Source organism: Xanthomonas campestris pv. campestris str. ATCC 33913 (assembly GCF_000007145.1).
In the GTDB taxonomy this organism is placed as follows: Bacteria; Pseudomonadota; Gammaproteobacteria; order Xanthomonadales; family Xanthomonadaceae; genus Xanthomonas; species Xanthomonas campestris.
Genome location: NC_003902.1, coordinates 3,880,046 through 3,905,297, shown reverse-complemented (window position 1 = coordinate 3,905,297; position 25,252 = coordinate 3,880,046). Strand labels below are relative to the sequence as shown.

Sequence of the window (25,252 nt, the reverse complement as noted above, 5' to 3'; positions counted from 1 at the left end):
GTTGGTTAACGACCGGGGTGTGCCGTGATCATCGATGTAAAACCGCGTGTGACCGATGTCTTCCTGCAGGTGTGGCGAACGCTGGCGGTGCTGTTCGTGTGGGACGTGCTGGTCACCATCATTTATTACGTGTTGCCGTTCCGCGCGCCGGCGCTGCCGCTGACGATCTTCGGTTCGGCGTTGGCGTTATTCCTGGGGTTTCGCGCCAATTCCACCTACCAACGCTGGTGGGAAGGCCGCGTGCTGTGGGGGCAGATGATCAATGCTTCGCGCAATCTGGTGCGCCTGTGCGTGAGCGTGTTGTCGGCGCCAGACGCCGCAGCGGTGGGGCGCAGCATCGCGCTGTGCCAGGTGGCCTATGTGCACGCGCTGCGCTGTCAGTTGCGGCGGCTGCCGGTGGGCGTGGAGCTGGAGCCACGCCTGGGTGCGGACGAAGTGGCTGCCGTGGTGACGCGCACCAATGTGGCCAACGGATTGCTCGACACCACCGGGCGCGCAGTGGAACAGGCGCGGCGCGATGGCTGGATCGACAGCATCCAGCAGGCCAGTGTGGAACGCATCCTGGTGGACATTGCCAATGCGCAGGGCGGCATGGAACGCTTGAAGAACACGCCGCTGCCGTATCAATACCGGTTCTACCCGAACCTGTTCACCCGCGTGTTCTGCATCCTGTTGCCGATCGGGCTGGTGGAAACCCTGCAATACGCCACGCCGGTGGGCTCCACCGTGGCCGGGCTGATGTTCCTGGCGGTGCTGAAGATCGGCGACGAGCTGGTCGATCCGTTCGCCAACACCATCCACGACCTGCCGTTGGACAGTATGTGCCGCACGGTGGAAATCGATGCGTTGCAAGCCATCGGCGAGCGCGCACCGGAGCCGCTGCAGCCGGTGGATGGAGTGTTGTGGTGAGGCGAGGGCACCGGTCACGTCGCTGCGTACGGTGGTGCGTTGTCTTTGGTGGTGCGGCAAATCGCTGAGCGGATGCGTGGTGTCTGCATGCCGAGCATGCCGCACGCGTGCGGATGCCAACTACACGTGCACTGCCAAATGGCTTCGCGGAGATAGACGCGATCGCTCGGCAGCAAACATTGGGTGTCACCAAGAGCGCGACGCGGATGCTTTAGCCCGGCTCTACTTTCGCTCCGTCGCCGCGCTCAACCTGCGCAGTGCAATGCGCACCTCTTACCAAACTGGTGTGCGAGAAAAATCCACACACAGTGGCTCTACGGTGCAGCCATCAACGTGGCGCGGCTGCTCACCGCCTCCGCCTGCTTCCCACGCGTCAGCCACGCATCAGCGCGGTGACCCATCGCGCTGTGCAGCAGTCTGTTCGGACTGAGCGGCGGTGGCGGGGTGCGCTGCAGAGGGCTCACGCCGCGGGCCGCCGTGCGGTGTTGCGTCGATCAGCATCACCGGCACCTGCGAGCGCCGACGTTGTTCCACCCGATATGGCAGCGGCCCCAGTGCATCGCGCAGGGCGCTCAGTGCCGGGTCCACACCACGCAGCGGGTACCACAGCCCGACCAGGCTGAAATGCCGGCTGTAACGCAGCGTCTGGGTGCTGCCGACCCACAGCGGTTGCGCGTCTGGCAGCAGTCGTGCGGTGGCCGGCCAGAGCCGCAACACATGCACATGGCCGGGTGCGGCCGGGCGCACCATCAGCAGGGCTTCGACCTGCGTATCCAGCGTGGCCGGCAGGATCGGCACTTCATCCGGGCGCCCGCTCACATCCAGCAGATGCAGCGCCTGCTCCCAGCCGGCTTGCGGTTGCGCCCGCCAGCCGCGCGCTTCGAGCTGACGCTGCAGCGGTGCCAGCGGGCCGGCGAGTTGCACATCCAGCGGCCAGCGCTGGTCGTCGTCGAACTCATTACGGCGGGCCGGCAGCAGACGCCACTGGCCGCTCCACCAATCGCTGACCTGCAATTCCATCAACAGCGGCGGTGGTGGTTCGAACTTGGCGAGTTTGGCCACCAGATTGCGCGGCGCGAACGCGATCGCACAGGCCAGGAACACGCCGTAGAACAGCCACGACACCGGCTTGACCCAGAACGCGCGGGTGGCACGGCGGCGATAGGCGATGCCCAGCACCAGCAGCCAGAAAATGCCGAACAACATGCCGCCGACCACGTCACTGAGCCAGTGCGCGCCCAGGTACAACCGCGCGAACCCGATCAGCGACACGATCGCGCCGCTGACCAGGTACGGCCACACGCGCCGCCGCCCGGGCAGCTCACGCGCGATCAGTAGCGCGAAGAAGCCGAACCCGATCGTGGCCATGGTCACCGCCACCGACGGGAAGCCGAAGCCGCTGCTCGCTGCCGGTGGGCGCACCACCTGCACGGTGGCGCCCAGCAGCTGGGTCAAGGCGAGCCCGAACGCCAGCGCGATCACCCAGTGGGTCACGGCCATCCAGCGCCCACGCCAGGCCAGGTAGCCCATCGCCGCGGCGATCGCCGGCAGCAGCACCTGCCAATCGCCCAGCGAGGCCAGCGCCACCATCGGGTAGTCGGCCAGCGGGTTGCGCAGGGCCAGCATCAGATCGTGCACGGCCAGGTCCACGCGCAGCGGCTCGCCGTGTGCCAGCACCACCATCAACAGCACGAACCAGCCCCAGCCCAGCAACAGCAGCATCAGCGCCATCATCGCCAGCGGCACCGACTCGCGGCGGCGCGGGTCGAACACGCTCACCGACCAGTTGCCCAGCACCGGGTGACGGTGCGACCACTCCAGCAGCCGTGCCAGCAGCGCGTCGAGATGGCCGGCCGACCAGCGGTACGAATACAGCACCACCGCCCAGGCCAGGCCGATCACCGCTGCCAGCAGCGCCACCACCACGAACAACCGGCCGGCCACCGCGGCCACCGCGTCATACGCAGTGCCCAACACCCAGCCGGGTACCAGGAACAGCAACGCCCACGAGATGCAGGCCAGCCCACTGGCGATCAGATAGCGTTTGAACGGCATGTGCGACATGCCGGCGATGGCCGGCACGAACGGACGCACCGCCCCCACGTAGCGCGCGATCACGATGCTCTTGAACGCATTGCGCCGGAACAACAATTCGCCGCGCTCCAGCAATTGCGGGTAGCGGCGGAACGGCCAATAGGTGTGCAGTTGGTGGCCCCAGCGATGGCCCACCCAGAAGCTCAGCGCGTCACCGATGAAGGCGCCCAACGTGGCGCAGATCACCGCATAGGGCCCGTTGATCTGGCCAAGCCCGATCAACACGCCAATGGCGAACAACAGCGGCAACGCGGGCACGATGGCGCCCAGCACGATGACCGCATCGCAGAAGGCAATCGCAAAGATCACCACGCCAGCCAAGGTGGGGTGGTGTCCGATCCACTCCAGCGTGGCGTCGATCCATGAGTTCATCCCCGAATTATAGGTGGGCCTGGCGGCGGCTGACTTGCGTGGTCCTCACATCGGCCGGCGCGCTTCACCTGCGGTTGCGACGCTGCGCGTGAAGGCGCGCGTGCTGCGCGCAGGTGCGAGGGCGTCGCTGTGATGCTGCGAGCGCCGCCTACAATGGGGGATGCATCCAGACCCTTCCGGCGAGCTGCCACTCAAGTCCGACACTTTCGGCCGCATCCTGCTGGTGCGCGAGGGCGAGCGCATGTTCGTGCGTCGCGATCTGAGCGCTGCGCCCTGGCTGCTGCGCGGCGTGGCCTGGTGGCTGGCGCGGCGCGAGGCACTGGCCTTGCGGCAACTGGACGGAATGGCGCGCACGCCACGGCTGCTGGGCTGGAACGGCCGCCAACTGGATCGCAGCTATCTGGCCGGCGATGCGATGTACCAACGCCCGCCGCGTGGCGACCTGGCGTATTTCCGCGCCGCCCGCCGCCTGTTGCAGCAACTGCATCGGCGCGGGGTGGCCCACAACGATCTGGCCAAGGAAGCCAATTGGCTGGTGCAGGACGATGGCCGCCCGGCAGTGATCGATTTTCAGCTGGCGGTGCGTGGCCCGCCGCGCGCGCGCTGGATGCGTCTGCTTGCACGCGAGGACCTACGCCACCTGCTCAAGCACAAGCGCATGTACTGCCCGGCGGCCATCACACCGGTGGAGCGCCGCGTGCTCAAGCGCCGCTCCTGGATCCGCGAGCTATGGTTCGCCACCGGCAAGCCGGTCTATCGCTTCGTGACCCGCCGCGTGCTGCACTGGGAAGACAACGAAGGGCAGGGGCCCAAGCCCTGAGGGGCTGGGAATCGAGAGTGGGGAATCGGGAATGGGCATGGCAGAGCGTGGGCTCTGATGATGACTTGCGCACAGGGCCGAGGCGCTAAGCTCTTGCCATTCCCGATTCTCGACTCCCTAATCCCATGACGTTATCCGGCAAAACCCTGTTCATCACCGGTGCTTCGCGCGGGATTGGCCTGGCGATTGCGTTGCGTGCGGCGCGCGATGGCGCGAACGTGGCCATTGCGGCCAAGTCGGCGGTGGCCAATCCCAAGTTGCCGGGCACCATCCACAGTGCGGCGGCGGCGGTCAACGCGGCGGGTGGGCAGGGGCTGGCGCTCAAGTGCGACATCCGCGAAGAAGACCAGGTGCGCGCGGCGGTGGCCGCAACCGTGGACACCTTTGGCGGCATCGACATCCTGGTCAACAACGCCAGCGCGATCTGGTTGCGCGGGACCCTGGACACGCCGATGAAGCGCTTCGACCTGATGCAACAGGTGAACGCGCGCGGCAGCTTCGTCTGCGCGCAGGCGTGTCTGCCGCATCTGTTGCAGGCACCCAACCCGCACATCCTCACGCTGGCGCCGCCGCCGTCGTTGAATCCGGCATGGTGGGGCGCGCATACCGGCTACACGCTGGCCAAGATGGGGATGAGCCTGGTCACCCTGGGGCTGGCCGCCGAGTTCGGGCCGCAGGGCGTGGCCATCAACGCACTATGGCCGCGCACGGTGATTGCCACCGATGCGATCAACATGCTCCCCGGCGTGGACGCGGCCGCCTGCCGCCGGCCCGAGATCATGGCCGATGCCGCGCATGCGGTGCTGACGCGAGAGGCGGCCGGGTTTCATGGTCAGTTCCTGATCGATGACGAAGTGCTGGCACAGGCCGGCATTACCGATCTTTCCGGCTACGCCGTGGACCCGCAGCGTGCGCTGCTACCGGATCTGTTTCTGGAGTGACCACGGCGGGTTCACGGCCGCGTTTGCTATCGTGCGCGGCTGAAATCGTTTTCAACAAGGATGTGTGCCGGTGTGCGTGCGTGGGAAAGGAGCCGTCGTTGAGGTGTCCGTGGGCGTCATGGCTGCGGCGCAGACAGTGCAGCGGCAGGTCCGCCCGATGGTCTCTCCGTTCGGTAGCGCAACGCAGCACCGTTGCGTTTGCGAGCGCACGGTTGTAGCTGACGCAGCCGGTGCATTCTCCGGTAAGGCTGCGGCGCGCCGAGCTGCTGCGCGAGACGTGCGCGCGGACGGGATGCCTCAGTTGACTGCACACATTCACGGCAGATCTCGCCGCGGTCGGCCCATCAAGGACGCTGGCGTTTACCTTTTGGCCGCGTCGGCCCTGACTACCGGTGGACCGGCATGCGCTCGGCAGCCTGGGCCTGCAGCGAATTTTCAGCGCTCCCCTTTCGGCAACCCACCGGTCGGGCGCGCATGGCACTGCCGCACCGGCAATCCACATGCTCGCGCTAAACGCGTGCACGCCATGAAGCATGCACCGCCATCCAATCACGGCTCATCGGTGGGGACGCTACGTCCGCCCACTGCGGCCGTCGCATCGCGCATTCCTACACCAACCCCATGGAGCCCTCATGACCCAGCATTCCCGCCTTGCGCCACTCGCCACGGCAATTGCATTTGCCGCACTGCTCGCCGGTTGCCACAAGGGCGACACCGCCGCCGCTGCCGTGGAAGGCGCCGACAAGATCAATGCCTACATCGCGTGTTTCAACGCGGTGGAGCAGCCACTGCACGAGAGCTACCAGCAATACATTGGCTGGATGAAAGACCCGGAGGCGGGCCCGACTGGCAAGGAATCGCAGATCCGCGGCCCGGGCACGGTGTTGTCGCATCGGGTCGAAGCCTGCGGCGCGCCAATGACCGCCGCGCTGGCGCAGCAGCCGGCCAACGTGCAGCTGGATCCGGCGGCCAAGACCTACCAGCAGCGCTTCACCGCGCTCAACGAGCGCATCGAAGAAGCCGCGCGTTATTACGACCGCGAGGACTATCGGCGTGACGACGCCAAAGGTATGCAATCGCTACACGCACCGCTGATGCAGGCCTATAGCGCGTTCTTCGAGGCTGGCGAGGCCATGGACGCAGCGCTGGAGCGCAACGAAGACCAGCGCCGCAAGCAGCAGCTCGATGCAATTGAAAAGGACGAAGGCCGCAGCGCCGCCTGGTACCACCTGAAGATCATCGGCGAAGGCAAGCAACTGGTGACCACGCTCAATAGCGACACGCCGGACCTGGCCGCCGCGCAAACGCAGCTGACCAGTTACCAGGGCATCCTGGAAGAGGCGCAGAAGGCCAAGATCGGCGACGGCGACCCGATGTGGGGCCATATGGAACGCTCCGCCGACAAGCTGGTCAGCGTGGCGGCGCGCCGCATCGAACGCGTGCGCAACAACGAGCCGTTGAGCCGCAGCGACCAGATGTTGCTGGAGAGCAACAGCTCGCTGCCGCCGGCCGGCACGCGGCAGGCGCTGCTGGCGAGTTACAACGACCTGATCGACATGAGCAACCGCATGACGCGCTAAGTTGGGCGAGGACGCGCCTGATGAAATGGGCGCGTTCTTCTTGTTACAGGCATGTCCACTTTGCCTGACAGCGGCCGTCATGTATGACGGCCTAGCCGCGCTTCCTCACAGGAAGTGGCGCGGCAATTGCGCTGGAGGAACAGCACACGCTGCCGCCAGTACAGCAGGCGCGCGCACGCAGATGTCGCCGCACGCGACGGCACACCTCACCGCGTGCGCGTTTGCCTCAGTGAGTGAACGCAGCAGGGAGTGGCCCGGCACATTGCCGGCAGAACCGTGCGTCGGGCTCGTGGCCTTCCAGCCCGCAGGCCGGGCAGCCGCGCGCATCGTGGTGCTGGGCGTCGTCCTTGCGCCGCAGATTGCTGGCCAGTTCGGCGGTGTAGATGCCGGTCGGCACGGCGATGATGCTGTAGCCGATCAGGATCAGCGCCGAGGTCACGAAGCGGCCGAGCGTGGTCTGCGGAACGAGGTCGCCAAAGCCCACCGTGGCCATGGTGACGATGGCCCAGTACATGCTGGTCGGGATGCTGGTGAAGCCGTGCTGCGGGCCTTCAATCACATACATCGTGGCGCCGGCGATCACGGTGATGGTGAGTACCGTGAACAGGAACACCAGCACCTTGCGCCGGCTGCGCCACAGCGCATCGAGCAACTGGCCGCTTTCTTCCACGTAGCGGGTGAGCTTGAGGATGCGGAACAGCCGCAGGATGCGCAGCACGCGCACCACCAGCAGCGTCTGCGCGCCGGGCACGAAGAACGACAGGTAGCTGGGCAGGATCGAGAGCAGGTCGATCACGCCCCAGATGCTCAGCGCATAGCGCGGCGGGCGCCGTACTACTGCCAGGCGCAGCGCGTATTCGATGGTGAACACCACCGTAAACGCCCACTCCAGCGGCACCAGCCAGTGCGCGGACTGCGCGTGGATGCGCGGCACGCTGTCGATCATGATCACCACCACGCTGGTGAGGATGGTGACCACCAGCAGCAGGTCGAAATTGCGCGACGGGCGGGTGTCGTGGCGGTAGATGATGTCGAACCACTGGCGACGCCAACCGTCGGTGGTGGCGGGATTGAGCTGGGGATCGGAAAGCGGTCGCATGCGTGCATTGTGCCGCAGGCTGGCGAATGCGCGAGAATGCCGGTCTCCCTCCGCTTCCGCGACCCCGCCATCATGAGCACCGCTGCCGATTCGCCCCTGTCCCTCGCGCATTACTACCTGCCGGTGTACCGCCCGCGCCAGGTGGTGCTGGAGCGTGGCCAGGGCAGTCGCGTGTGGGACGACCAGGGCCGCGAATATCTGGATCTGTCCTCCGGCATCGCGGTCAGCGGGCTGGGGCACAACGATCCGGACCTGATGGCCGCGCTCACCGAGCAGGCCGGCAAGCTGTGGCACACCAGCAACGTGTTCTTCAGCGCGCCGCCGCTGAAGCTGGCCGAAGAACTGGTCACTGCCTCGCGCTTTGCGCAGAAGGTGTTCCTGTGCAACTCCGGCACCGAGGCCAACGAGGCGGCGATCAAGCTGGTGCGCAAGTGGGCCAGCAGCCAGGGCCGGCCGGCCGACAAGCGGGTGATCGTCACCTTCCGCGGCAGTTTCCACGGCCGCACGCTGGCCTCGGTCACCGCCACCGCGCAGCCCAAATACCAGGAAGGCTACGAACCGTTGCCGGGCGGATTCCGCTACGTGGATTTCAACGATGTGCCGGCGCTGGAAAGCGCCATGGCCAGCGGCGATGTGGCGGCGGTGATGCTGGAGCCGATCCAGGGCGAGGGCGGGGTGATGCCGGCCGCACCGGGCTTTTTGGCGCGCGTGCGCGCGCTGTGCGACCAGCACGACGCACTGCTGGTGCTGGACGAGATCCAGTGCGGCATGGGCCGCACCGGCAGCCTGTTCGCGCATTGGCAGGAGCAGGTCACCCCGGACATCGTCACCCTGGCCAAGGCGCTGGGTGGCGGCTTCCCGATCGGCGCGATGCTGGCCGGGCCGAAAGTGGCCGAGACCATGCAGTTCGGCGCGCACGGCACCACCTTCGGCGGCAATCCGCTGGCGGCGGCGGTGGCGCGGGTCGCGTTGCGCAAGCTGGCCTCGCCGCAGATTGCCGAGAATGTGGCGCGTCAGTCGGCCGCCTTGCGCGCTGGCCTGGAAGCGCTGAATGCCGAGTTCGGTGTGTTTGCGCAGATCCGTGGACGTGGCCTGATGCTGGGCGCGGTGCTGGCACCGGCGCATGCCGGCCAGGCGGGCGCGATCCTGGACCTGGCGGCCGCGCACGGCCTGCTGTTGCTGCAGGCCGGCCCGGACGTGCTGCGCTTTGTGCCGGCGTTGAATCTCACCGATGCCGAGCTGGCCGACGGGTTGGCACGCCTGCGCCTGGCGATCGCCGCGTACGTTGCGCAGCACTGACAGCACTGACAGCACTGACAGCAGCGACTGCGCGTTCTGCACCATCGTGGCCGGCACCGCGCCGGCCAGCGTGGGGTACTGGCTCGCGTTTTTATCGCGGTGCGAGAGAGTTATCTAGATGCGAGCCCTCAGCAGCAGCTGAGGCGGTGCCTGTTGATTGCACCGCGTCGTATGTGCAATCCGTCATGCATCTGTTCTGGCGGCTGATGTCAAAACCGATGCGGCGCAATGACTGGCCGCTGCCGCTGCGATCGGTTTGCGGCGATCAGCTCTGGTTGCAGTGAGTGGGAAAGCTGCAGCGTGTCTGGGCAAGTTGCGACGCGGCCTAGCAGACACATTCAGAAGCGCTAGGTAGCACGATGACGCAGAGATACACCAACCGCGCCTACGCCAGCCCATACCGCTTCAACACCCGGCGCAGTCCGCGTGCATCACGCACAGTGTCCGCTTCCAGGCCGGCCGCGCGTGCGCCGCGCACGTTGACGAACAAATCATCCACAAACAGCGTGTGTGCAGCGCGTGCGCCCAGCTGCGCGAGTGCGCGTGCATAGACGCGTGCATCGGGCTTGCGGCCGCCCAGGGCACCGCTGCACAGCACCCGGCCGCGCAGCAGCGGGAACAGCGCCGGCACGATCTGCTCGATCGCCTCTGACCATCAGCGGGCCGTTGTTCGTGAGCACGGCGACCGGGGTGTGTGCAGACACGGCAAGCACCTGCGCCAACACCGATGTATCGGCGCGGCAGGCGGCCACGCGTGCCGCCACCCAGGCCGCAGGATCGATGCGCTGGCCTACTGCATCGCTCAAACGGGCCAAGTACGTGGGCGTATCGATGTCGCCGCTGTCGTAGCTGCGCTCCAGCCCCTGCGCGAACAACACGGCGTGCACCTGCGCCGGCGTGCACTTGGCCATCGCAGCCAGCGCCGCCATGCGTTTGGGCCGCGCATAGCTGGCGAGCACGCCATCGAAATCGAGCAATAACAGGGAGGGACGCGGAGCGGGCATGGCCGTGTTCGATGTGCAACGCAGCAGCGTCGTCGATCCGTGCATGCGCTGGCAAGTCATCACCACCGCAGCGCACCTCCCCGCACACGGGTAGGCACATTCCAGCTTCATCTAGTTGAATTCGATAGCAGCCTACCCACCTGCGCCGCCCCTACCCTCCGCGCGCGGCATGCGCTGCGGTAGTGCTGGGTATGGTCGAGCTGTACCGCACAGCGCGGTGTCAACCGGGTTGGGGAGCTCCCGGTCATCCAGCACGTCACACGACTCCAGGGGTGGATTGCATGCGCAAGCGCTTGAAGACCGACCATCTGGCGACCTCGGTCGCCGCCGCTCTCACCACGCTCACCCGCCGCCCTGCCGCGGCCTCCATGGCACTGTTACTGGGTGCTTCCAGCCTGCCAGCGATTGCACAGGAAGCACGCACGCTCGATGCCGTCAGTGTGGTGGGCACCGGCTCCACCCGCACCACCGCGTCCATCTCCGTGGCGGAAATCCAGGCGCAGGTGCCCGGTGTGGCCCCGCAGCAATTGCTGGCCAGCCTGCCGGGCGTGAATGTGCAGACCACCGACCCGTTCGGTCTGTACGAGTTCGGTGATTCGATGACCATCCGCGGGTTTTCTGCCAACCAGATCGGCGTGACCCTGGATGGGATTCCGATCGAAACCTTCGACACCCGCGAAGGCGGGCCGATCACCCGCTATGTGTCCAGCGAAAACCTGCTCGATGTCACCGTATCTGCTGGCTCGGGCGATGTCACCCAGCCCTCTTACCACGCTCTCGGCGGGGCGATCCGCTACACCAGCCTGCCACCGAAGGGCGGCGATACCTGGAGTGGCAACCTCACCCAGACCATTGGCTCGGACGATCTGGTGCGCAGCTTCGTGCGGCTGGATACGCCGCAGTGGTGGGACGGTGGCCCGAGTGCCTACGTCTCGGCCTCGCGCACGCAGGGCGGGGTGTGGGACATGGAGCCGGCCACGCAGAAGAGCGATCACTTCGAAGCCAAGATCCGCCAGGCCTGGGACGCGGGCAGCCTGACGCTGGGCTGGATCTACAACAACCGCAAGGACTACGACGTGCAGTCGTACAACTCCGATGGCTCGGTGTCGTGGGACCTGCACGAACGCATCACCGGCAATCCCGAAGTGGACGCCGAGCACTACAGCGAGTGGCAGAACGGCCGCCGCGATTCCTTGCTCAGCCTGCACGGCGATTTCCTGTTCAACGATGCGATCGGCTTCACCTTCACCGGCTACTACGAGAACAAGCACGGCTATGGCGTTGGCGGAACTCCGCCGAGCACGGCGACGGGCCTGTACAACGACGCCATCGCCGGCACGCCAGGGCGCACCGATATCGCCATCAACGACCCACAGATTGTGGATGCCGCCGGCAACGTGACCCGCGTTGGTGCGATGACCCGGCGCGAGGAAATCATGGGCGGCGACCGCTATGGCGCGACCACCGCGGTGTCGTGGGAAACCGAGCACAACAAACTCGAAGTCGGTGCCTGGTATGAGAACTACGATTTCGATCAGGTGCGCCCGCTGTACAACCTGGACCCGGCCACCGGTGCGTTGCTGAAAAGCGCCTTGCCGATCGTCATCTACTACGACAACCACTTCTCCACCGAAGTGAAGCAGCTCTACATCAAGGACACACTGCGCCTGCTCGATGACCGGCTCACGCTGGAACTCGGCGCCAAGGGGCTGGATGTCAAACGCGACTACAACGGCATCGCTAATCTCGACGATTTCAATGTCGGCGTGCGTCGCGATGTCACCATCAAGAACAGCGACTGGTTCCAGCCGCAGGTGGGTGCCAGTTTCCAGCTGGCCGATGGCGTGCAGGTGTTCGCCAACTATGCGGAGAACTTCAGCTCCGCACCGCGGCTGGCACTGACCTCGGGCGCGTTCAATCCGGATATCGCACCGGAAGAATCCACCAATATCGACATCGGCATTCGCGCCGAATCCAGCCAGTGGAGCGGTTACATCGCCGCCTACAAGATCGATTACGAAAACCGCATCATCGCGTTGACCGACCCGGACCCGTTGGTGGTGGCGCCCACGGTGTATGCCAACGTCGGCGACGTGCAGACCTATGGCGCAGAAGTCTCCGGCATGTGGAAGCCGGCGCCGGGCTGGCGGCTGGGTGCCTCGCTGACCTGGAACAAATCCGAATTCCAGGACAACTATTTCGGACCGGTCAGCGGCAGCCTGGTGCAGGTGGAAGGCAACGAGGTGCCGGATTCGCCGAAGGTGATGTTCAGCGTCAATGGCGGCTGGGAGGGCGAGAACTTCTTCGCCAACCTGGATACCAAATATACCGGCAAGCGCTACGGCGACACGCTCAATACCGATCAGGTGGATGCCACCTTCATTGTCAATGGCAGTGTCGGCTATCAGGGCGGCAGTGACGGGTTTCTGGCCGGCGGCCGGCTGCAACTGTCGGTCTACAACCTGTTCGACAAGGACGACGCGATCGGCGCGGTGTTCCCGAATGAAAGTTCCGGCTCGTATCAGCTGATTGCACCGCGGCAGGTGTTTGCGAGTCTTTCGTACAAATTTTGACGGCGCCAACGCGGCCGGCCGTGTTGCCGGCCGCGTGTGTGAGTGGCGCTGCAGGGTGCGCGCGGTTGCCGCAGGCACAGCGCACGGTAGTTGGTCGGGTCCGGTCCATGACATGCAGGGGTACACGCGTTGATGCAAGGCAAACACACTGGGGCAATGACACGCCGGCAGCTGCTGGCACGGATCGGCATGACCGCGGGCGGCGCGATGATGTATCAGGCGATGAGCAGCCTGGGCATGGCGGCCGAATCCACCTTTACCGGGCCGCTGCAACTCGATGGCGACGCCAAGGGGGCATCGGTGCTGATTCTCGGTGCCGGCCTGGCGGGCATGACGGCGGCGTTCGAATTGCGCAAGGCGGGGTACCGCGTACAGGTGCTGGAATACAACGACCGCCCGGGCGGCCGGAACTGGACACTGCGCGGCGGCGACCGTTACACCGAACTCGGTGGCGCGGCGCAGCACTGCCAGTTCGATGAGGGCCATTACCTCAATCCCGGTCCGTGGCGCATCCCGCATCACCACCGCGCGGTGCTGAGTTACTGCAAGCAGTTCGGCGTGGCGCTGGAGGCATTCAATCAGGTCAACTACAACGCCTTGCTGCACAGCCAGCACGGCTTCGATGGCAAGCCGCAGCGCTTCCGCGCCATCGATGCGGACTACAAGGGCCATGTCTCCGAACTGCTGGCCAAGTGCACCCAGCAACACGCACTGGACAGCCTGGTGAGCACTGAGGATCAGCAGATCCTGCTCGAATCGCTGCGCACCTGGGGCGCGCTCGACAAACGCTTTGGCTACGTCAAGGGCAAGGACAGCAGCGAGCGCCGCGGCTTTGCGCGCTACCCGGGTGGCGGTTTGTCCGGCAAACCGGAGTTTTCCGATCCCTTCAGCGTGCAGGACGTGCTGCGGTCACGGCTGTGGACCACGCTGGCGGCTGGTAACAACTACGAAATGCAGACCACCATGTTCCAGCCGGTGGGCGGCATGGACCAGATCGGCAAGGCGTTTGCCCGCCAGCTCGGCAATGCCATCACCTATAACGCCAAGGTCACCAGGATTGATCAGGACGGCAGCGGCGTGCGCGTGTCCTGGCAGGATGCCGCGCGCGGTGGCGCCGAACAGGTGGCCAGTGCCGACTGGTGCATCTGCACGATCCCCCTCTCGGTCTTGAGCCGCATCCCGGCCACTGCCAGCGATGCGATGACCACGGCGATCGGCAAGGTGCCGTATGCGGCGTCGGTGAAGGTGGGGCTGCAGTTCAAGCGCCGCTTCTGGGAAGAGGACGAGGTGATCTACGGCGGCATCAGCTACACGGATCTGCCGATCACGCTGATCAGCTATCCCAGTACCGGCTATCACAGCCCCGGCAAGGGTGTGTTGCTGGGCGCCTACGTCTGGGGTTTGGACGCCTACCAGTTCACCTCGATGTCCCCGGAGCAGCGTGTGCGCAAGGCGGTCGAATACGGCACGCAATTGCATCCGCAATATCCACGCGAATTCGAAACCGGCATTGCAGTGGGCTGGCATCGTGTGCCGTTTACGCATGGGTGCTTTGGCATGTGGAGCGAGGCCGCGCGCGCCGAGCATTACGCGCCGCTGTGCCAGATCGATGGCCGCCTGGCGCTGGCCGGCGAGCACGTGTCTTACATCCCGGCCTGGCAGGAGGGCGCGATCTTGTCCGCGCACGACGTGGTCGGCCGCCTGCATCGCAAGGTGCTTGCCCAAGGAGCTCGCGCATGACGCTGTTCCCCCGTGTGTTCGCTGCGGCAGCGGTGCTGTGCATCGGTGCATTGCTGCTGCCGCCTGGCCTGCACGATGCACAGGCGCAGAGTTCCGATGCCACCGCGCTGTATCCGCAGAAAGGCTTTGCCACCGCCTCCGGCCAGCATGTCTACCAGGCCGTGTGCCAGGGCTGTCACATGCCCAGCGGCACTGGGGTGCAGGGGGCGGGCGAATATCCGGCGCTGGCCGGCAACCCCAAACTCGCCGCCGCGCCGTACGTCACCATGATGGTGCTCGACGGCCACGCCGGCATGCCGGGTTTCGGTGACATGCTCACCGACCGCCAGGTGGCCGAAGTGGTGAGCTATGTGCGAACTCATTTCGGTAATGACCACGCCGAAGTGGTTACTGTCGACGACGTCAAACTGCTGCGCCACTGACCGTTTCCTCATGCAAGGAGTTGCCATGTTCCGTCCCGCCGTGATTGCCGCCACCGCCGCCGTGCTGTGGTGTGGAAGTGTTGCCGCCGCACAGGCCGCCGAGGTGATCCGCCACAAGATTCCCAATAGCGATTTCCCGATTGCCGCGGCCGTGGAGGTACCGGCCGGCAAGGCCACCGTGTATGTCAGCGGCAAGGTGCCGGCGGTGGTGGATACCACAGCGCCGAAGGGCTCGGCCGCCGCCTACGGCGATACCAATGCGCAGACCATCAGCGTGCTTGCGCAGATCAAGCAGCAGCTGGAATCGCTGGGCCTGGGGATGGGCGATGTGGTGAAGATGCAGGTGTTCCTGGTCGGCGATCCGGCCATGGACGGCAAGATGGATTTCAACGGATTCATGGAGGGCTACCGGCAGTATTTCGGCACCAAGGAGCAACCCAATCTGCCGGCGCGCTCGGCGTTTCAGATCGCCGCGCTGGGCAACCCGTTGTACCGGGTAGAGATCGAAGTGGTTGCCGTGCGTCCTTGAGTTCGTCTTCGTCATCTTGCTGGAGGTTCACCATGCATACCGCTCTGTCGCGCCGCAGGTTCCTGCGTGATTCCGCCCTGTTTGCCGGTGCCGCCGGGGGCGCCCTGCCGCTGCTGGCCAGCGCCGCCGAACGCTCGGCCGCCATCGCGCCTGCCGCAGCGGGCGCAATGGCGCCGGTGATGATCGGCTCCAACGAGTTTCCCGATGGCCCGTGTGCTGCGGCGATCAAGGCAATCACCCAGATTGCGCCGCAGGGTGGGCGATATCTGCGTGAGCTGCAGATGGAACTGATGACCACCCTGGCCGCTGAGCTCAAGCTGCCGGTGAACCACCTGATGGCCTATGCCGGTTCTACCGAGCCGCTGGACTACACGATGCTGGCCTTCACCTCGCCCAGTGCCGCGCTGGTCAGCGCCGACCCCACCTACGAATCCGGCTGGCGCGCTGCGTCCCGCAATGGCGCCAAGCTGGTCAAGGTGCCGTTGCGCAAGGACTTCTCGCACGACGTGCAGGCGATGTGCGCAGCCGATGCCAACGCTGGCGTGATCTACATCTGCAATCCCAATAATCCCACTGGCTCAGTGACCGCACGCAAGGATCTGGACTACGCGCTGGCGCACAAGCCCAAGGACAGCATTTTGGTGGTGGACGAGGCCTACATCCATTTCGCGCAGAGCACCCGCAGCGTGGTGGACATGGTGGCCGCGGGAGAAGACGTGGTGGTACTGCGCACCTTCTCCAAGCTCTACGGCATGGCCGGCATCCGCCTGGGCTATGCGGCAGCACGCCCGGACCTGCTGGCCAAGCTGATGTTCTACAGCGTCAACAGCCTGCCGGTGACCGCGGCCGCGGCGGGCCTGGCCAGCCTGCGCGATGCCACGCTGGTGCCGCAACGGCGCGCACGCACTGCGGCCACCCGCGCCGATGTCATCGACTTCCTCACCAAGCAGGGCTATGCCTGCACCGCTTCGGAAAGCAACTGCTTCATGGTCGATGTAAAACAGCCTGCGGCCGGCTTCAAGGACGCCATGGCCACCTTCGGTGTATTTATCGGCCGCAGCTGGCCGGTGTGGCCCACCTGGTCGCGGATCACGGTGGGCACGCCCGAGGAGATGGCGCGCTTCAAGCAGGCCTTCGTGCAGGTCATGGCCGGCAAACGTGGCCCGTTGCCGCTGCCCGACGCCACCGCAAGCGTACAGACGCCGATGGATGCCTTCTTCCGCTACGCCTAGCGCAGGGCGCCGCGTGCGACAAAAAACATCGGGCAGGGGTTGCCTGCCGCGTGCCTGCTCGCGGTACTCTGACGGCGCCGACGCATGCGCGCCGCGTCAGGCATCCGGCACCGGCATCTACGTGGCCGGGCAGCGCGCAACCCTTTTTGCAGGAGTGTGTCCTTGAAGCTGCTTTCGACCATTGCCGTGCTTGCGCTGGTGTCATTGGCACCATCAGCGTGGGCGAAGACCTGTGCGGTGACCATCACCGGTACCGACCAGATGAAATTCGACCAGAGCGCGATCACGATCGCTCCCGATTGCACCGAAGTCGCCGTGACGCTCAAGCACTCCGGCAAACTTGCCGCCACGGTGATGGGGCACAACTGGGTGCTGACCAAGAGCGACGATTTCCAGGCCGTGGCCAACGCCGGCGTGCGCTCCACCATCGCCGACAGCTACCTGCCCAAGGCCGACCCGCGCGTGATCGCGCACACCAAGGTGATCGGCGCTGGCGAAACCGCCACGGTGACCTTCCCGACCAGCAAGTTGAGCAAGGGTGGCGCGTATACGTTTTTCTGCTCGTTCCCCGGCCACTGGGCCATGATGAAGGGTACGCTGCGCTTCGGGTGATGCAGCGCACGCGCTGCATCGCTCTACGCCTGTCGCGCATCCAGCCACGGCTGTGATGCGCGGCTGAACTCAGAGTGTGGTTGGCCCTGTTGGTGGGTCCATCTCGCGCAACAAGCCGCGCTGCAAGGCCTGCGCCAGTGCACCTTCGCGGCTGCGTGCATCGAGCTTGCGGTACACGTTCTTCAAGTGAAATTTGACGGTGTTTTCCGACAGGTGCAGGCAGCGTGCGATCTGCTTGTTGGAATAGCCGCGCGCCAGTTGCGCAAGCACTTCCAGTTCGCGTTCGCTAAACAGATCGTTGGCCGGATCGTCGTCGCCACTGAGCCTGTCCAGCAAGGCCTGGATGGTGAGCGCGCGGGTGGTGCCGGCCACGGTCTGCGGGTCGTGCTGGCGTAGCGAGCGCAGCATCGCTTTTGCCGGCAGCCCCAGTTCTGCAATGGCTTGCCAGCTGCGGGTCAGCGCAACGTGGTCCAGCGCGCTGTACAGATACGGCAATGCCGCAGCCAGTTCACCACGCTGTTGCAGTACCAGGGCGATGCGTGCGCGGGTGCGTGCCAGGTGGCAGAGGTTGTCGCTGGCAAGGCAGGCCTGTTCGATCTGGCCCAGGATGGTCAGCGCCGCGCTGCTGCGGCCGGCCAGGCGATGCCAGCGCGCTAGCGCGAACCCCATCGCTGCTCGGTCGCGCCAGCGGTGCGGCGAGCGCAGGGTATGCGCCAGCCCGGATTCGCCGCCGGTGCGTGCAATCAGCACATCGATGGCGGCGTTGCCCGGGTGCTCCAGCATCACCATCAAGCGCCAGGCGGCGGCCAGTTCGGACAGGCGCGCGAGCTTGCGCCCGTGTGCAATCTGCTCCACGTGTTCCAGCAAAGCGGCCGCGCTGCGGCCACTGTGATCGCGCAGGCGCTCCAGCCCCAGCGCGGTGTCGTAGCCGGCGGCCAGCACGTCGGTGCTGCCGTCGTGCTGCTCCAGGATGTCCAGCGCCGGATGCAGCAGGTCGGCGGCATCGTCGTGGTGCCCGCGTTCGTAATGCAATTGCGCCAGCAGGCAGTGTGCGGTGGCCTGCAGGACGCGGTCTGGCTGCGGCGCACGCAGGCAGCCGTTGAGTGCGTGCTGATAGCACGCCTCGGCATCGCCCAGCCGGCCGCGATAGAAAAAACTCTGCCCCAGCACCAGCAGTGCATGACCGGTGCCGAGCTCGCTGCCGCCGCGTCCCATGGCCTCGCGCCCGCCATGCGCATAGCGCTCGGCCAGCGCGAAGCCACCTTGCGCGAGTGCGGTGGCGGCGCAGATGCACAGCAGCATGCCGCGGCCAAGATGGTCGTCTTCGTCCAGCGCGGCCGCCTGGCCCGCGATCTGGGTCAGGCCATGCGGGTTGCCGCAGATTTCATCCAGCCGCTCGCGCAGTGCTGCCACCACCACGGTGTAGTCGCGTTGCAACGGCTCGCGCAGCGCGGCGGGAAAATCGCGAAAGCGCTCCAGCAGCAGACGGGCATGACTGAACTCGCCCAGCTTCATGTGCAGATGCGCCTGGGTGAGATTCAACGCAGGCGTGTCGCGGATGGTGCGGTGGTCGAAGTGGCGCAGCAGCGCGCGCACCTGATGGGTGCCATGGGTGAGCAGCAACTGCCAGGTGCCGGCGCGTGCCACGTAGCTGGCGGCCAGGTCGCCGCATTCGCCGCGCGAGGCGTGACGGACCGCGTCGGACAGGTACTGGTGTTCGCCGAACCAGCGCGCGGCACGCTGGTGAATCTGCAGCGCGCCGGCGGGATGTTCGCGATCGAGCAACTGCTGCAGGAAATCTGCGAACAACGGGTGGTAACGGAACCATTCGCGCTCGCCATCCAGCGGGATCAGCAAGCCATGGAAATGTTCCAGCCCGGCCAACAGCCGGCCACTGTCGTCGCGCTGGCGTACCGCATCGGCCAGCGCCGCGTTGACCCGCTCCAGCGGGCTGGTGCGCAGCAACAGGTCGCGCGTGTCCGCATCCAGGTCGTTGACCACCTGTTCGGCCAGATACGCAGCAATCTGTGCGTTGCGCCCGGAAAACCGCGTGGCCACTTCCTGCTGGCGTTGTGCGCCGCCTTCCAGCCACAGCCGGGCCAGATGCAGGGCGACCGGCCAGCCTTCGGTATAGCGGCGTAGTTCGTCCACCACCGGGGCCGCCACCTGCGCACCCAGCAGCGCCTGTGCTTCGTCCTCGTCCAGCGCCAGTTCGCCGCTGCCGACGCGCGTGAGCTGGGCCTGCAATTCCAGCCGCGCCAGTGGCAGGCCAGGGACGCGGCGGGTGGACAACAGCAGGTGCAGGCGGCCACCAGCGTGTTCGATCAGCCGCAACACCAGCTCGTCGATCGCGCTGCCGCCGGGGCGGTCGTAGTCGTCCAGGATCACGCTGATGCGGCGCGGTGCCGCGCGCAGGGCGCGGATCAGCGCATTGAGTGCGTCGCGCGGATCGTGGTCGCGGCCGTGCAGGGCTGGCGCGCACAGGGCAGGGTCCGCACCGGCGCCTTGCAGGGCAAGCGCGAGATGGCCGAGAAAGCGCGCGGGCTCGGCGTCTTCTTCATCCAGCGACAGCCATGCCACGGCGACCGGCTCGCGCGCCAGCAGCTGCGCATGCCACTGCGTCAGCAGCGTGCTCTTGCCGAAGCCGGGCGGTGCCAGCAGCAGGGTCAGCGGCCGCGCCTGCGCCTGATCCAGCACGGCCAGCAGGCCGCCACGCACAACCGCGCCGACACGCGGCAACGGCGGCTCCAGCTTGCTGGCGAGCAGCCAATCGGGAAGGGGGAGGTCGCGCGACGGTGACGGGCGCGGGGTGAGCAACGCAACAGGCTTGAGCATGAGGCGAGGGCGGCCGTGGCAAAGCGTTGGCCGCGTGCCAACCGACACGCCGCGCAACACGATGAAGCAGCGGCGACGGCGCCGGAATCACCGCGAACGGTGAGATCGGCTGCACTGCGCTGCTTCGTGGGTCCCCACCCATGCCCATCCCTTGGCACCTGTCAGCAAGGTATGACAGCCACAAGACAAAAGCAAAGGTGGGACCAGGTCACAGCCGCGCGCATGAGCTCAGCGCATGACGTCGGCAAAGGCTTCGCGTGCGGCGGCCAGGGTGGCCTCGATGACGGCCTCGTCGTGGGCGCTGGATACGAAGCCCGCCTCGTAGGCCGATGGCGCCAGGTACACGCCCTGCTGCAGCATCGCGTGGAAGAAGCGGTTGAAGGTGGTTACGTCGCAGGCGGTGGCCTGGGCGTAGTTCTCCACGATCTGGTCGGTGAAGAACAGCCCGAACATGCCGCCCACCTGGTTGGTGGTCACCGCTACCCCGGCGGCGCGGGCGGCGTCTTCCAGGCCTTCGCACAGCAGGCTGGTGGTCTCGCTGAGGCGGGCGTGGAAGCCCGGTTCCTGCACCAGTTGCAGCATCGCCAGGCCCGCGGCCATTGCCACCGGGTTGCCAGACAAAGTGCCGGCCTGGTAGATCGGGCCGGCCGGGGAGATCTGTTCCATCAGGTCGCGGCCGCCGCCGTAGGCGCCCACCGGCATGCCGCCGCCGATGATCTTGCCGAAGGTGGTCAGGTCCGGGGTCACGCCGTAGTGCGCCTGCGCGCCGCCCAGCGCCACGCGGAAGCCGGTCATCACTTCGTCGAAGATCAGCAGCGCGCCGTGGCGGGTGCACAGCGTGCGCAGGTGCTGCAGATAGCCGGCCTGCGGCGGAATGCAGTTGGCATTGCCGACCACCGGCTCGATGATCACCGCCGCCACTTCGGCGCCGATCTCGTCGAACAACGCGGTGGCGCCTTCGAAATCATTGAAGCTGAGCGTGGCGGTGAGCTCGCTCAGGCCTGCCGGCACGCCTGGCGAGGTGGGCACACCCAGGGTCAGCATGCCGCTGCCGGCCTTGACCAGGAACGAGTCGCCGTGGCCGTGGTAGCAGCCCTCGAACTTGACGATGCGGTTGCGCCCGGTGGCGCCGCGTGCCAGGCGGATCGCCGACAGCGTGGCTTCGGTGCCGGAATTGACCATCCGCACCATTTCGCAGGATGGCACCAGCCGGGTGATGGTTTCGGCCATGGTCACCTCGGCCTCGCAGGGCGCGCCGAACGACAGGCCATCGCGGATGGCGCGTTCCACCGCTTCGCGCACGGCCGGGTGGTTGTGGCCGGCAATCATCGGCCCCCACGAACCCACGTAGTCGATATAGCGGTTGCCATCCACGTCGAACAGGTACGCGCCGTCGGCACGCGCGACGAAGAACGGCTCGCCGCCCACCGACTTGAACGCACGCACCGGCGAGTTGACGCCGCCGGGCATCAGGTTCTGCGCCTGGGAAAACAGGGCGTGGGAGCGGGAGTGGTTCATGAGCGCAGATCCTTGAGTGGTGCCGGTGGGGGCGTCGGCACCCGGAGCGGGGCGACGCGCCGGCCATTGTCAGGCTTCGGCCGCCCGCCGCCTACCCACCAAGGCCATCCCTACCCGTTGCGGCCAAATTTCCGGGCAGGTGCGCTGCCTATTATCGAATGCGACAGCGGCCGCGACGTTTGGGCATGAGCTGATGGCGGCAGGTCATTGGCGAGCGGTCCACGTCTTCACACAGTGTTTCTGGCAACGCCGCGTCCGGCGTTGCCACGTGGTCGCCTTGCGACCGTTTCAGACCCCGGGGAGAGAGCATGAACCGTAGTATCCAGAGACGTGCCTTGGCAGTGGCACTGCTCGTTGCACTGGGCGCCGCGCAAGCGCAGTCCACCACCGGCAGCATCGTCGGCAGTGTCGGCGAAGGTGTCGGCACCACCGTACTGGTCGAAAACAACAGCGGCTTCAGCCGCGAAGTGCCGGTAGACGCGCGCGGCCGCTACGCCGCCGGCAACCTGCCGCTGGGCACCTACAAGGTCACCGTCAAGCGCGATGGCGCGGTGGTGGAAACGCGCGAGAACGTGGGCATCACGGTGGGCGCCAATACCGATGTGTCGTTTGCTGCCGCGGGGAGCGGCGTGCAGACGCTGGATAGCGTCACCGTCAACGCCGCCAGCCTGGCCACCATCGACGTCAGCAGCGTGGACACCCGCACCGTGGTCACTTCCGAACAGCTGGCGCAGCTGCCGCTGGGGCGCACCGCCGAAGCGATCGCGCTGCTGGCGCCGGGTGTGGTGGTCAACAGCGGCGGCTTCGACAACGGCCCGCTCGGCGGCTCGCTGCCCAGCTTCGGTGGCTCGGCCGCCAGCGAGAACGCCTATTACCTCAACGGCTTCAACACCACCGCCATCAGCAACAACCTGGGCGGCCTGACCCTGCCTTACGGCGCCATCGACCAGCAGGAAATCTTCACCGGCGGCTACGGCGCGCAGTTCGGCCGCTCCAACGGCGGCGTGATCAACCAGATCGGCAAGCGCGGCACCAACGAGTGGAAGTTCGGCGCCGCGGTGATCTGGGAACCCAACGGCCTGCGCACCAACCAGCGCGACATCTATTGGCGCCCGGATGCACAGGCCGGCACCGTCAACAATGCCGCATACCGTTATGCGCGTGCAGCCAACGGCCTGTACCAGCCCTCCAGCGAAGCCGAAGCCAACCAGACCACCTACAGCGCCTATGTCGGTGGCCCGATCATCCAGGACAAGCTGTTCTTCTTCCTGGCCGCCGAGCAGGTGGATTCCGACGGCACCCGCACCGCGACCAACCGCGACTCGGACAACGGCCGCACCGGCGGCCTGACCGACTACGACTACAAGCAGAAGCGCTGGTACGCCAAGGTGGACTGGAACATCACCGACAACCACCTGATCGAGGTGACCGGTGCCAGCGACGAAGCCGAAACCAACGGCGCCATCTATCGGTACGACTATCTGGCGCGCGAACGCGGCAGCTACTTCACCAACGAATCCACCTGGAAGACCGGTCCGACGCTGTTCACCGGCAAGTACACCGGCTATATCGGCGACAACCTCACCGTGACCGCGCTGTACGGCAAGATGCGCACGCCCGATGAGCTGACCGCTTTCAACTACGACCCGGCCGGCGGCCCGGTGATCAATAGCGCCGCGCTGCAGAATCCGGCCTACACCGGTGGCACGCCGCGCATCGGCAACCAGCTGGTGACCTCGGTCAGCTCGCCCGACCGCGAGGACAAAAAAGACAACCAACGCCTGAATCTGGAATGGCGCGTGGGCCACCACACGCTCAACTTCGGTATCGACAACCAAAAATCCGAAGGCATCGACGTCGGCTCGGTACTGTCCGGCCCCGGCTACGCGTGGACTTATGGGCAGACCAACGATCCGAACGGCCTGGCGACTGGCGGCCTGGTCAGCCAATCGGCAACGAAGCCGGCGGCATCGGCGCGCCCAGCCCCGGCCTGGTGGATCCGGTCAACGGTTCCAGTGGCTATTACGTGGTACGCAACATCAACACCAGCCTGTATTCGTACGAGGCCAAGCAGCGCGCCTACTACATCGAAGACAAGTGGCAGGTCACCGACAACCTGTTGCTGAGCCTGGGCCTGCGCAAGGACGAGTTCACCAACTACACCCCGTTCGGCGACCCCTATATCGAAGTCGACAACGCCTGGGCGCCGCGGCTGGGTTTCAGCTGGGACGTCAACGGCGATTCCAGCCTGAAGGTGTTCGGCAACATCGGCCGTTACTACCTGGGTCTGCCGTTGTCGGCGGTGAGCCTGTTCACGCCGGCCACCACCACCGACACCTACTACACCTACAGCGGCATCAACGCCGATGGCACGCCGGTGCTGGCGCAGCAACTGGGGTCGGCGGTCTCGGCCAATTCGCGTTTCGGCCGCATCGCCGATGTGCGCACCGCCGTGGTCAAGGACATCGAGGGCGAAAACCAGGACGAAATCATCCTGGGCCTGACCAAGCAGCTGGACAGTGGTTGGGTGTTCGGCGTGCGCGGCACGCACCGCCACCTCAATGCCGGCATCGACGACCAGAACTACGACGTCTCCAACACCGCGCTGATCGACGCCGCCGCCGCACAGGGCGTGACCATCGATTTCTCGCAGGTGGCCGGCGCCTCGCTGATCAACCCGGGCCAGACCAACAAGTGGGGCGTGATCGGCACCGATGGCCAGTTCCATGAAATCTCGGTCAGCCGCGAAGCAGCCGGGTTCCCGAAGTTCAAGCGCAACTATTCGGCCGTGGAGTTCAACCTGGAGCGCCCGTTCGACGGCAAGTGGTACGCCAAGGTCAACTACGTGTGGTCGCATAGCTACGGCACCACCGAAGGCCAGGTGCGTTCGGACCTGTGGCGCACCGGCGGCGCGTTGGGCAGCTACCAGGGCCAGGCCTCGGTCTCGACCACGCAGAGCTGGGACCACGCAGCGCTGATGGAGCACTTCAATGGCGATCAATCCAACGATCACCGCCACCAGTTGAAGCTGTTCGGCTTCTATCAGTTCACTCCGCAATGGGGCGCGTCGGCTAACTTCAGCCTGATCTCGGGCGCACCGCACAACTGCCTGGGCAATTACTACGGCACCGAATACAGCGGTCGCGATCCGGCCGGTTACGGCGGCAGCGCGATCACCGGTGGGCCGTACCACTACTGCTACAACCCGGAAACAGGCACCGGCAGTGCATCGCCGCCGGGCTCGCAGGGCCGCCTGGGCTGGATCGCCCAGCTCGACATGGGCGTGACTTACAAGCCGGCCTTCGCCGACGGCAAGCTGGCGCTGCGCTTCGATGTGTTCAACATCACCAACGAGCAGACCGCGACCAACATCTACCCGTTCTCGCAGTTGCCCGACAACACCACCAATCCCCTGTGGGACCAGGTCGTCGCCTACCAGGCGCCGCGCTCGGGCCGGGTGACGCTGAGCTACGACTTCTAATTGCGTTAGGCGACGGAGGCAAAACCAGCAGCGACGCGTAATGGCACGCGTCGCTGCTTTTTTTTGCGGTATGGGCTCTGACCAGCGTCAATCGTCTGAATAAGACACGCGACGCGCGTGAATTTTTTACCGGGTCATGACCAAAGTTCTGGGTCGGCGAGGCAGCGCGTCCTCGGCCCACTGCGCTATTGC

Annotated in this window: 15 protein-coding genes and 2 pseudogenes; 12 read left to right on the top strand and 5 right to left on the bottom strand. The window is 66.0% G+C overall.

Annotated elements, in window-relative coordinates; all coding sequences use genetic code 11:
* Positions 1-24 precede the first annotated feature (24 nt).
* Entirely contained in the window at positions 25-909 is an 885-nt protein-coding gene (locus tag XCC_RS17045) for a bestrophin family protein (RefSeq protein ID WP_011038390.1), read from the top strand.
* A 384-nt stretch (positions 910-1,293) separates the two neighbouring features.
* On the opposite strand, the gene XCC_RS17040 is transcribed toward XCC_RS17045, so the two are convergent.
* Positions 1,294-3,375, bottom strand: a complete 2,082-nt coding sequence (locus XCC_RS17040) for a bifunctional DedA family/phosphatase PAP2 family protein (RefSeq protein WP_011038389.1) — start codon at positions 3,373-3,375, stop codon at positions 1,294-1,296.
* Positions 3,376-3,535: 160 nt separating this feature from the next.
* Between XCC_RS17040 and XCC_RS17035 the strand changes: the two genes are divergently transcribed.
* The 3 genes from XCC_RS17035 (at position 3,536) to XCC_RS17025 (ending at position 6,716) form a co-directional block, all read left to right on the top strand.
* Positions 3,536-4,195 carry a serine/threonine-protein kinase gene (locus XCC_RS17035; RefSeq protein WP_043877713.1) on the top strand — a complete coding sequence of 220 codons (660 nt, stop codon included), beginning with the start codon at positions 3,536-3,538 and terminating at the stop codon, positions 4,193-4,195.
* 125 nt (positions 4,196-4,320) lie between these two features.
* The gene (locus XCC_RS17030; RefSeq protein WP_011038387.1) at positions 4,321-5,136 is read left to right on the top strand and encodes an SDR family oxidoreductase; all 816 of its coding nucleotides are present in this window, start codon (positions 4,321-4,323) and stop codon (positions 5,134-5,136) included.
* A gap of 632 nt (positions 5,137-5,768) precedes the next feature.
* Entirely contained in the window at positions 5,769-6,716 is a 948-nt protein-coding gene (locus XCC_RS17025) for a YiiG family protein (RefSeq protein WP_043877714.1), read from the top strand.
* 226 nt (positions 6,717-6,942) lie between these two features.
* Here XCC_RS17025 and XCC_RS17020 read toward each other — a convergent pair whose 3' ends face one another.
* Entirely contained in the window at positions 6,943-7,815 is an 873-nt protein-coding gene (locus XCC_RS17020) for an ion transporter (RefSeq protein ID WP_011038385.1), read from the bottom strand.
* Between the two features lie 72 nt (positions 7,816-7,887).
* Here XCC_RS17020 and XCC_RS17015 point away from each other — a divergent pair, with 72 nt between their 5' ends.
* Positions 7,888-9,114 (top strand): acetylornithine transaminase, encoded by a 1,227-nt coding sequence (locus XCC_RS17015; RefSeq protein WP_011038384.1) that lies wholly within the window; start codon positions 7,888-7,890, stop codon positions 9,112-9,114.
* Positions 9,115-9,499: 385 nt separating this feature from the next.
* Here the strand turns inward: XCC_RS17015 and XCC_RS17010 are convergent.
* Positions 9,500-10,118: pseudogene (locus tag XCC_RS17010) on the bottom strand (HAD-IA family hydrolase).
* Between the two features lie 293 nt (positions 10,119-10,411).
* Between XCC_RS17010 and XCC_RS17005 the strand changes: the two are divergent.
* The 6 genes from XCC_RS17005 to azu all read left to right on the top strand — a co-directional run bounded on the left by XCC_RS17005 (position 10,412) and on the right by azu (position 17,226).
* Positions 10,412-12,691, top strand: coding sequence for a TonB-dependent receptor (locus XCC_RS17005; RefSeq protein WP_029216954.1), 2,280 nt, complete (start codon positions 10,412-10,414; stop codon positions 12,689-12,691).
* Positions 12,692-12,823: 132 nt separating this feature from the next.
* Entirely contained in the window at positions 12,824-14,431 is a 1,608-nt protein-coding gene (locus tag XCC_RS17000; protein ID WP_019237307.1) for an NAD(P)/FAD-dependent oxidoreductase, read from the top strand.
* Positions 14,428-14,853 carry a c-type cytochrome gene (locus XCC_RS16995; RefSeq protein ID WP_011038379.1) on the top strand — a complete coding sequence of 142 codons (426 nt, stop codon included), beginning with the start codon at positions 14,428-14,430 and terminating at the stop codon, positions 14,851-14,853. The genes XCC_RS17000 and XCC_RS16995 overlap by 4 nt, the downstream gene beginning before the upstream one ends.
* Positions 14,854-14,878: 25 nt before the next feature.
* Positions 14,879-15,382, top strand: a complete 504-nt coding sequence (locus XCC_RS16990) for a RidA family protein (protein ID WP_011038378.1) — start codon at positions 14,879-14,881, stop codon at positions 15,380-15,382.
* Positions 15,383-15,414: 32 nt separating this feature from the next.
* Positions 15,415-16,614 (top strand): pyridoxal phosphate-dependent aminotransferase, encoded by a 1,200-nt coding sequence (locus XCC_RS16985; protein ID WP_011038377.1) that lies wholly within the window; start codon positions 15,415-15,417, stop codon positions 16,612-16,614.
* 162 nt (positions 16,615-16,776) lie between these two features.
* On the top strand, positions 16,777-17,226 hold the full coding sequence (azu, locus tag XCC_RS16980) for an azurin (RefSeq protein ID WP_011038376.1): 450 nt from the start codon (positions 16,777-16,779) through the stop codon (positions 17,224-17,226).
* Positions 17,227-17,295: 69 nt separating this feature from the next.
* On the opposite strand, the gene XCC_RS16975 is transcribed toward azu, so the two are convergent.
* A complete protein-coding gene (locus tag XCC_RS16975) occupies positions 17,296-20,061 on the bottom strand; it encodes a LuxR C-terminal-related transcriptional regulator (RefSeq protein WP_011038375.1) in 2,766 nt (921 codons plus the stop codon).
* Positions 20,062-20,289: 228 nt separating this feature from the next.
* Positions 20,290-21,579 (bottom strand): glutamate-1-semialdehyde 2,1-aminomutase, encoded by a 1,290-nt coding sequence (gene hemL / locus XCC_RS16970; RefSeq protein WP_011038374.1) that lies wholly within the window; start codon positions 21,577-21,579, stop codon positions 20,290-20,292.
* Between the two features lie 308 nt (positions 21,580-21,887).
* On the opposite strand from hemL, the pseudogene XCC_RS16965 reads away from it, so the two are divergent.
* Positions 21,888-25,060: pseudogene (locus tag XCC_RS16965) on the top strand (TonB-dependent receptor plug domain-containing protein).
* Positions 25,061-25,252 lie beyond the last annotated feature (192 nt).

Bases quoted from the DNA above. Each gene is read 5' to 3' on its own strand.
- XCC_RS16995 (WP_011038379.1), top strand. From the start codon at position 14,428: ATGACGCTGTTCCCCCGTGTGTTCGCTGCGGCAGCGGTGCTGTGCATC.
- XCC_RS17000 (WP_019237307.1), top strand. From the start codon at position 12,824: ATGCAAGGCAAACACACTGGGGCAATGACACGCCGGCAGCTGCTGGCA.
- XCC_RS17035 (WP_043877713.1), top strand. From the start codon at position 3,536: ATGCATCCAGACCCTTCCGGCGAGCTGCCACTCAAGTCCGACACTTTC.
- XCC_RS17025 (WP_043877714.1), top strand. From the start codon at position 5,769: ATGACCCAGCATTCCCGCCTTGCGCCACTCGCCACGGCAATTGCATTT.
- XCC_RS17030 (WP_011038387.1), top strand. From the start codon at position 4,321: ATGACGTTATCCGGCAAAACCCTGTTCATCACCGGTGCTTCGCGCGGG.
- XCC_RS16985 (WP_011038377.1), top strand. From the start codon at position 15,415: ATGCATACCGCTCTGTCGCGCCGCAGGTTCCTGCGTGATTCCGCCCTG.
- hemL (WP_011038374.1), bottom strand. From the start codon at position 21,579: ATGAACCACTCCCGCTCCCACGCCCTGTTTTCCCAGGCGCAGAACCTG.
- XCC_RS16990 (WP_011038378.1), top strand. From the start codon at position 14,879: ATGTTCCGTCCCGCCGTGATTGCCGCCACCGCCGCCGTGCTGTGGTGT.
- XCC_RS17020 (WP_011038385.1), bottom strand. From the start codon at position 7,815: ATGCGACCGCTTTCCGATCCCCAGCTCAATCCCGCCACCACCGACGGT.
- XCC_RS16975 (WP_011038375.1), bottom strand. From the start codon at position 20,061: ATGCTCAAGCCTGTTGCGTTGCTCACCCCGCGCCCGTCACCGTCGCGC.
- XCC_RS17015 (WP_011038384.1), top strand. From the start codon at position 7,888: ATGAGCACCGCTGCCGATTCGCCCCTGTCCCTCGCGCATTACTACCTG.
- XCC_RS17040 (WP_011038389.1), bottom strand. From the start codon at position 3,375: ATGAACTCATGGATCGACGCCACGCTGGAGTGGATCGGACACCACCCC.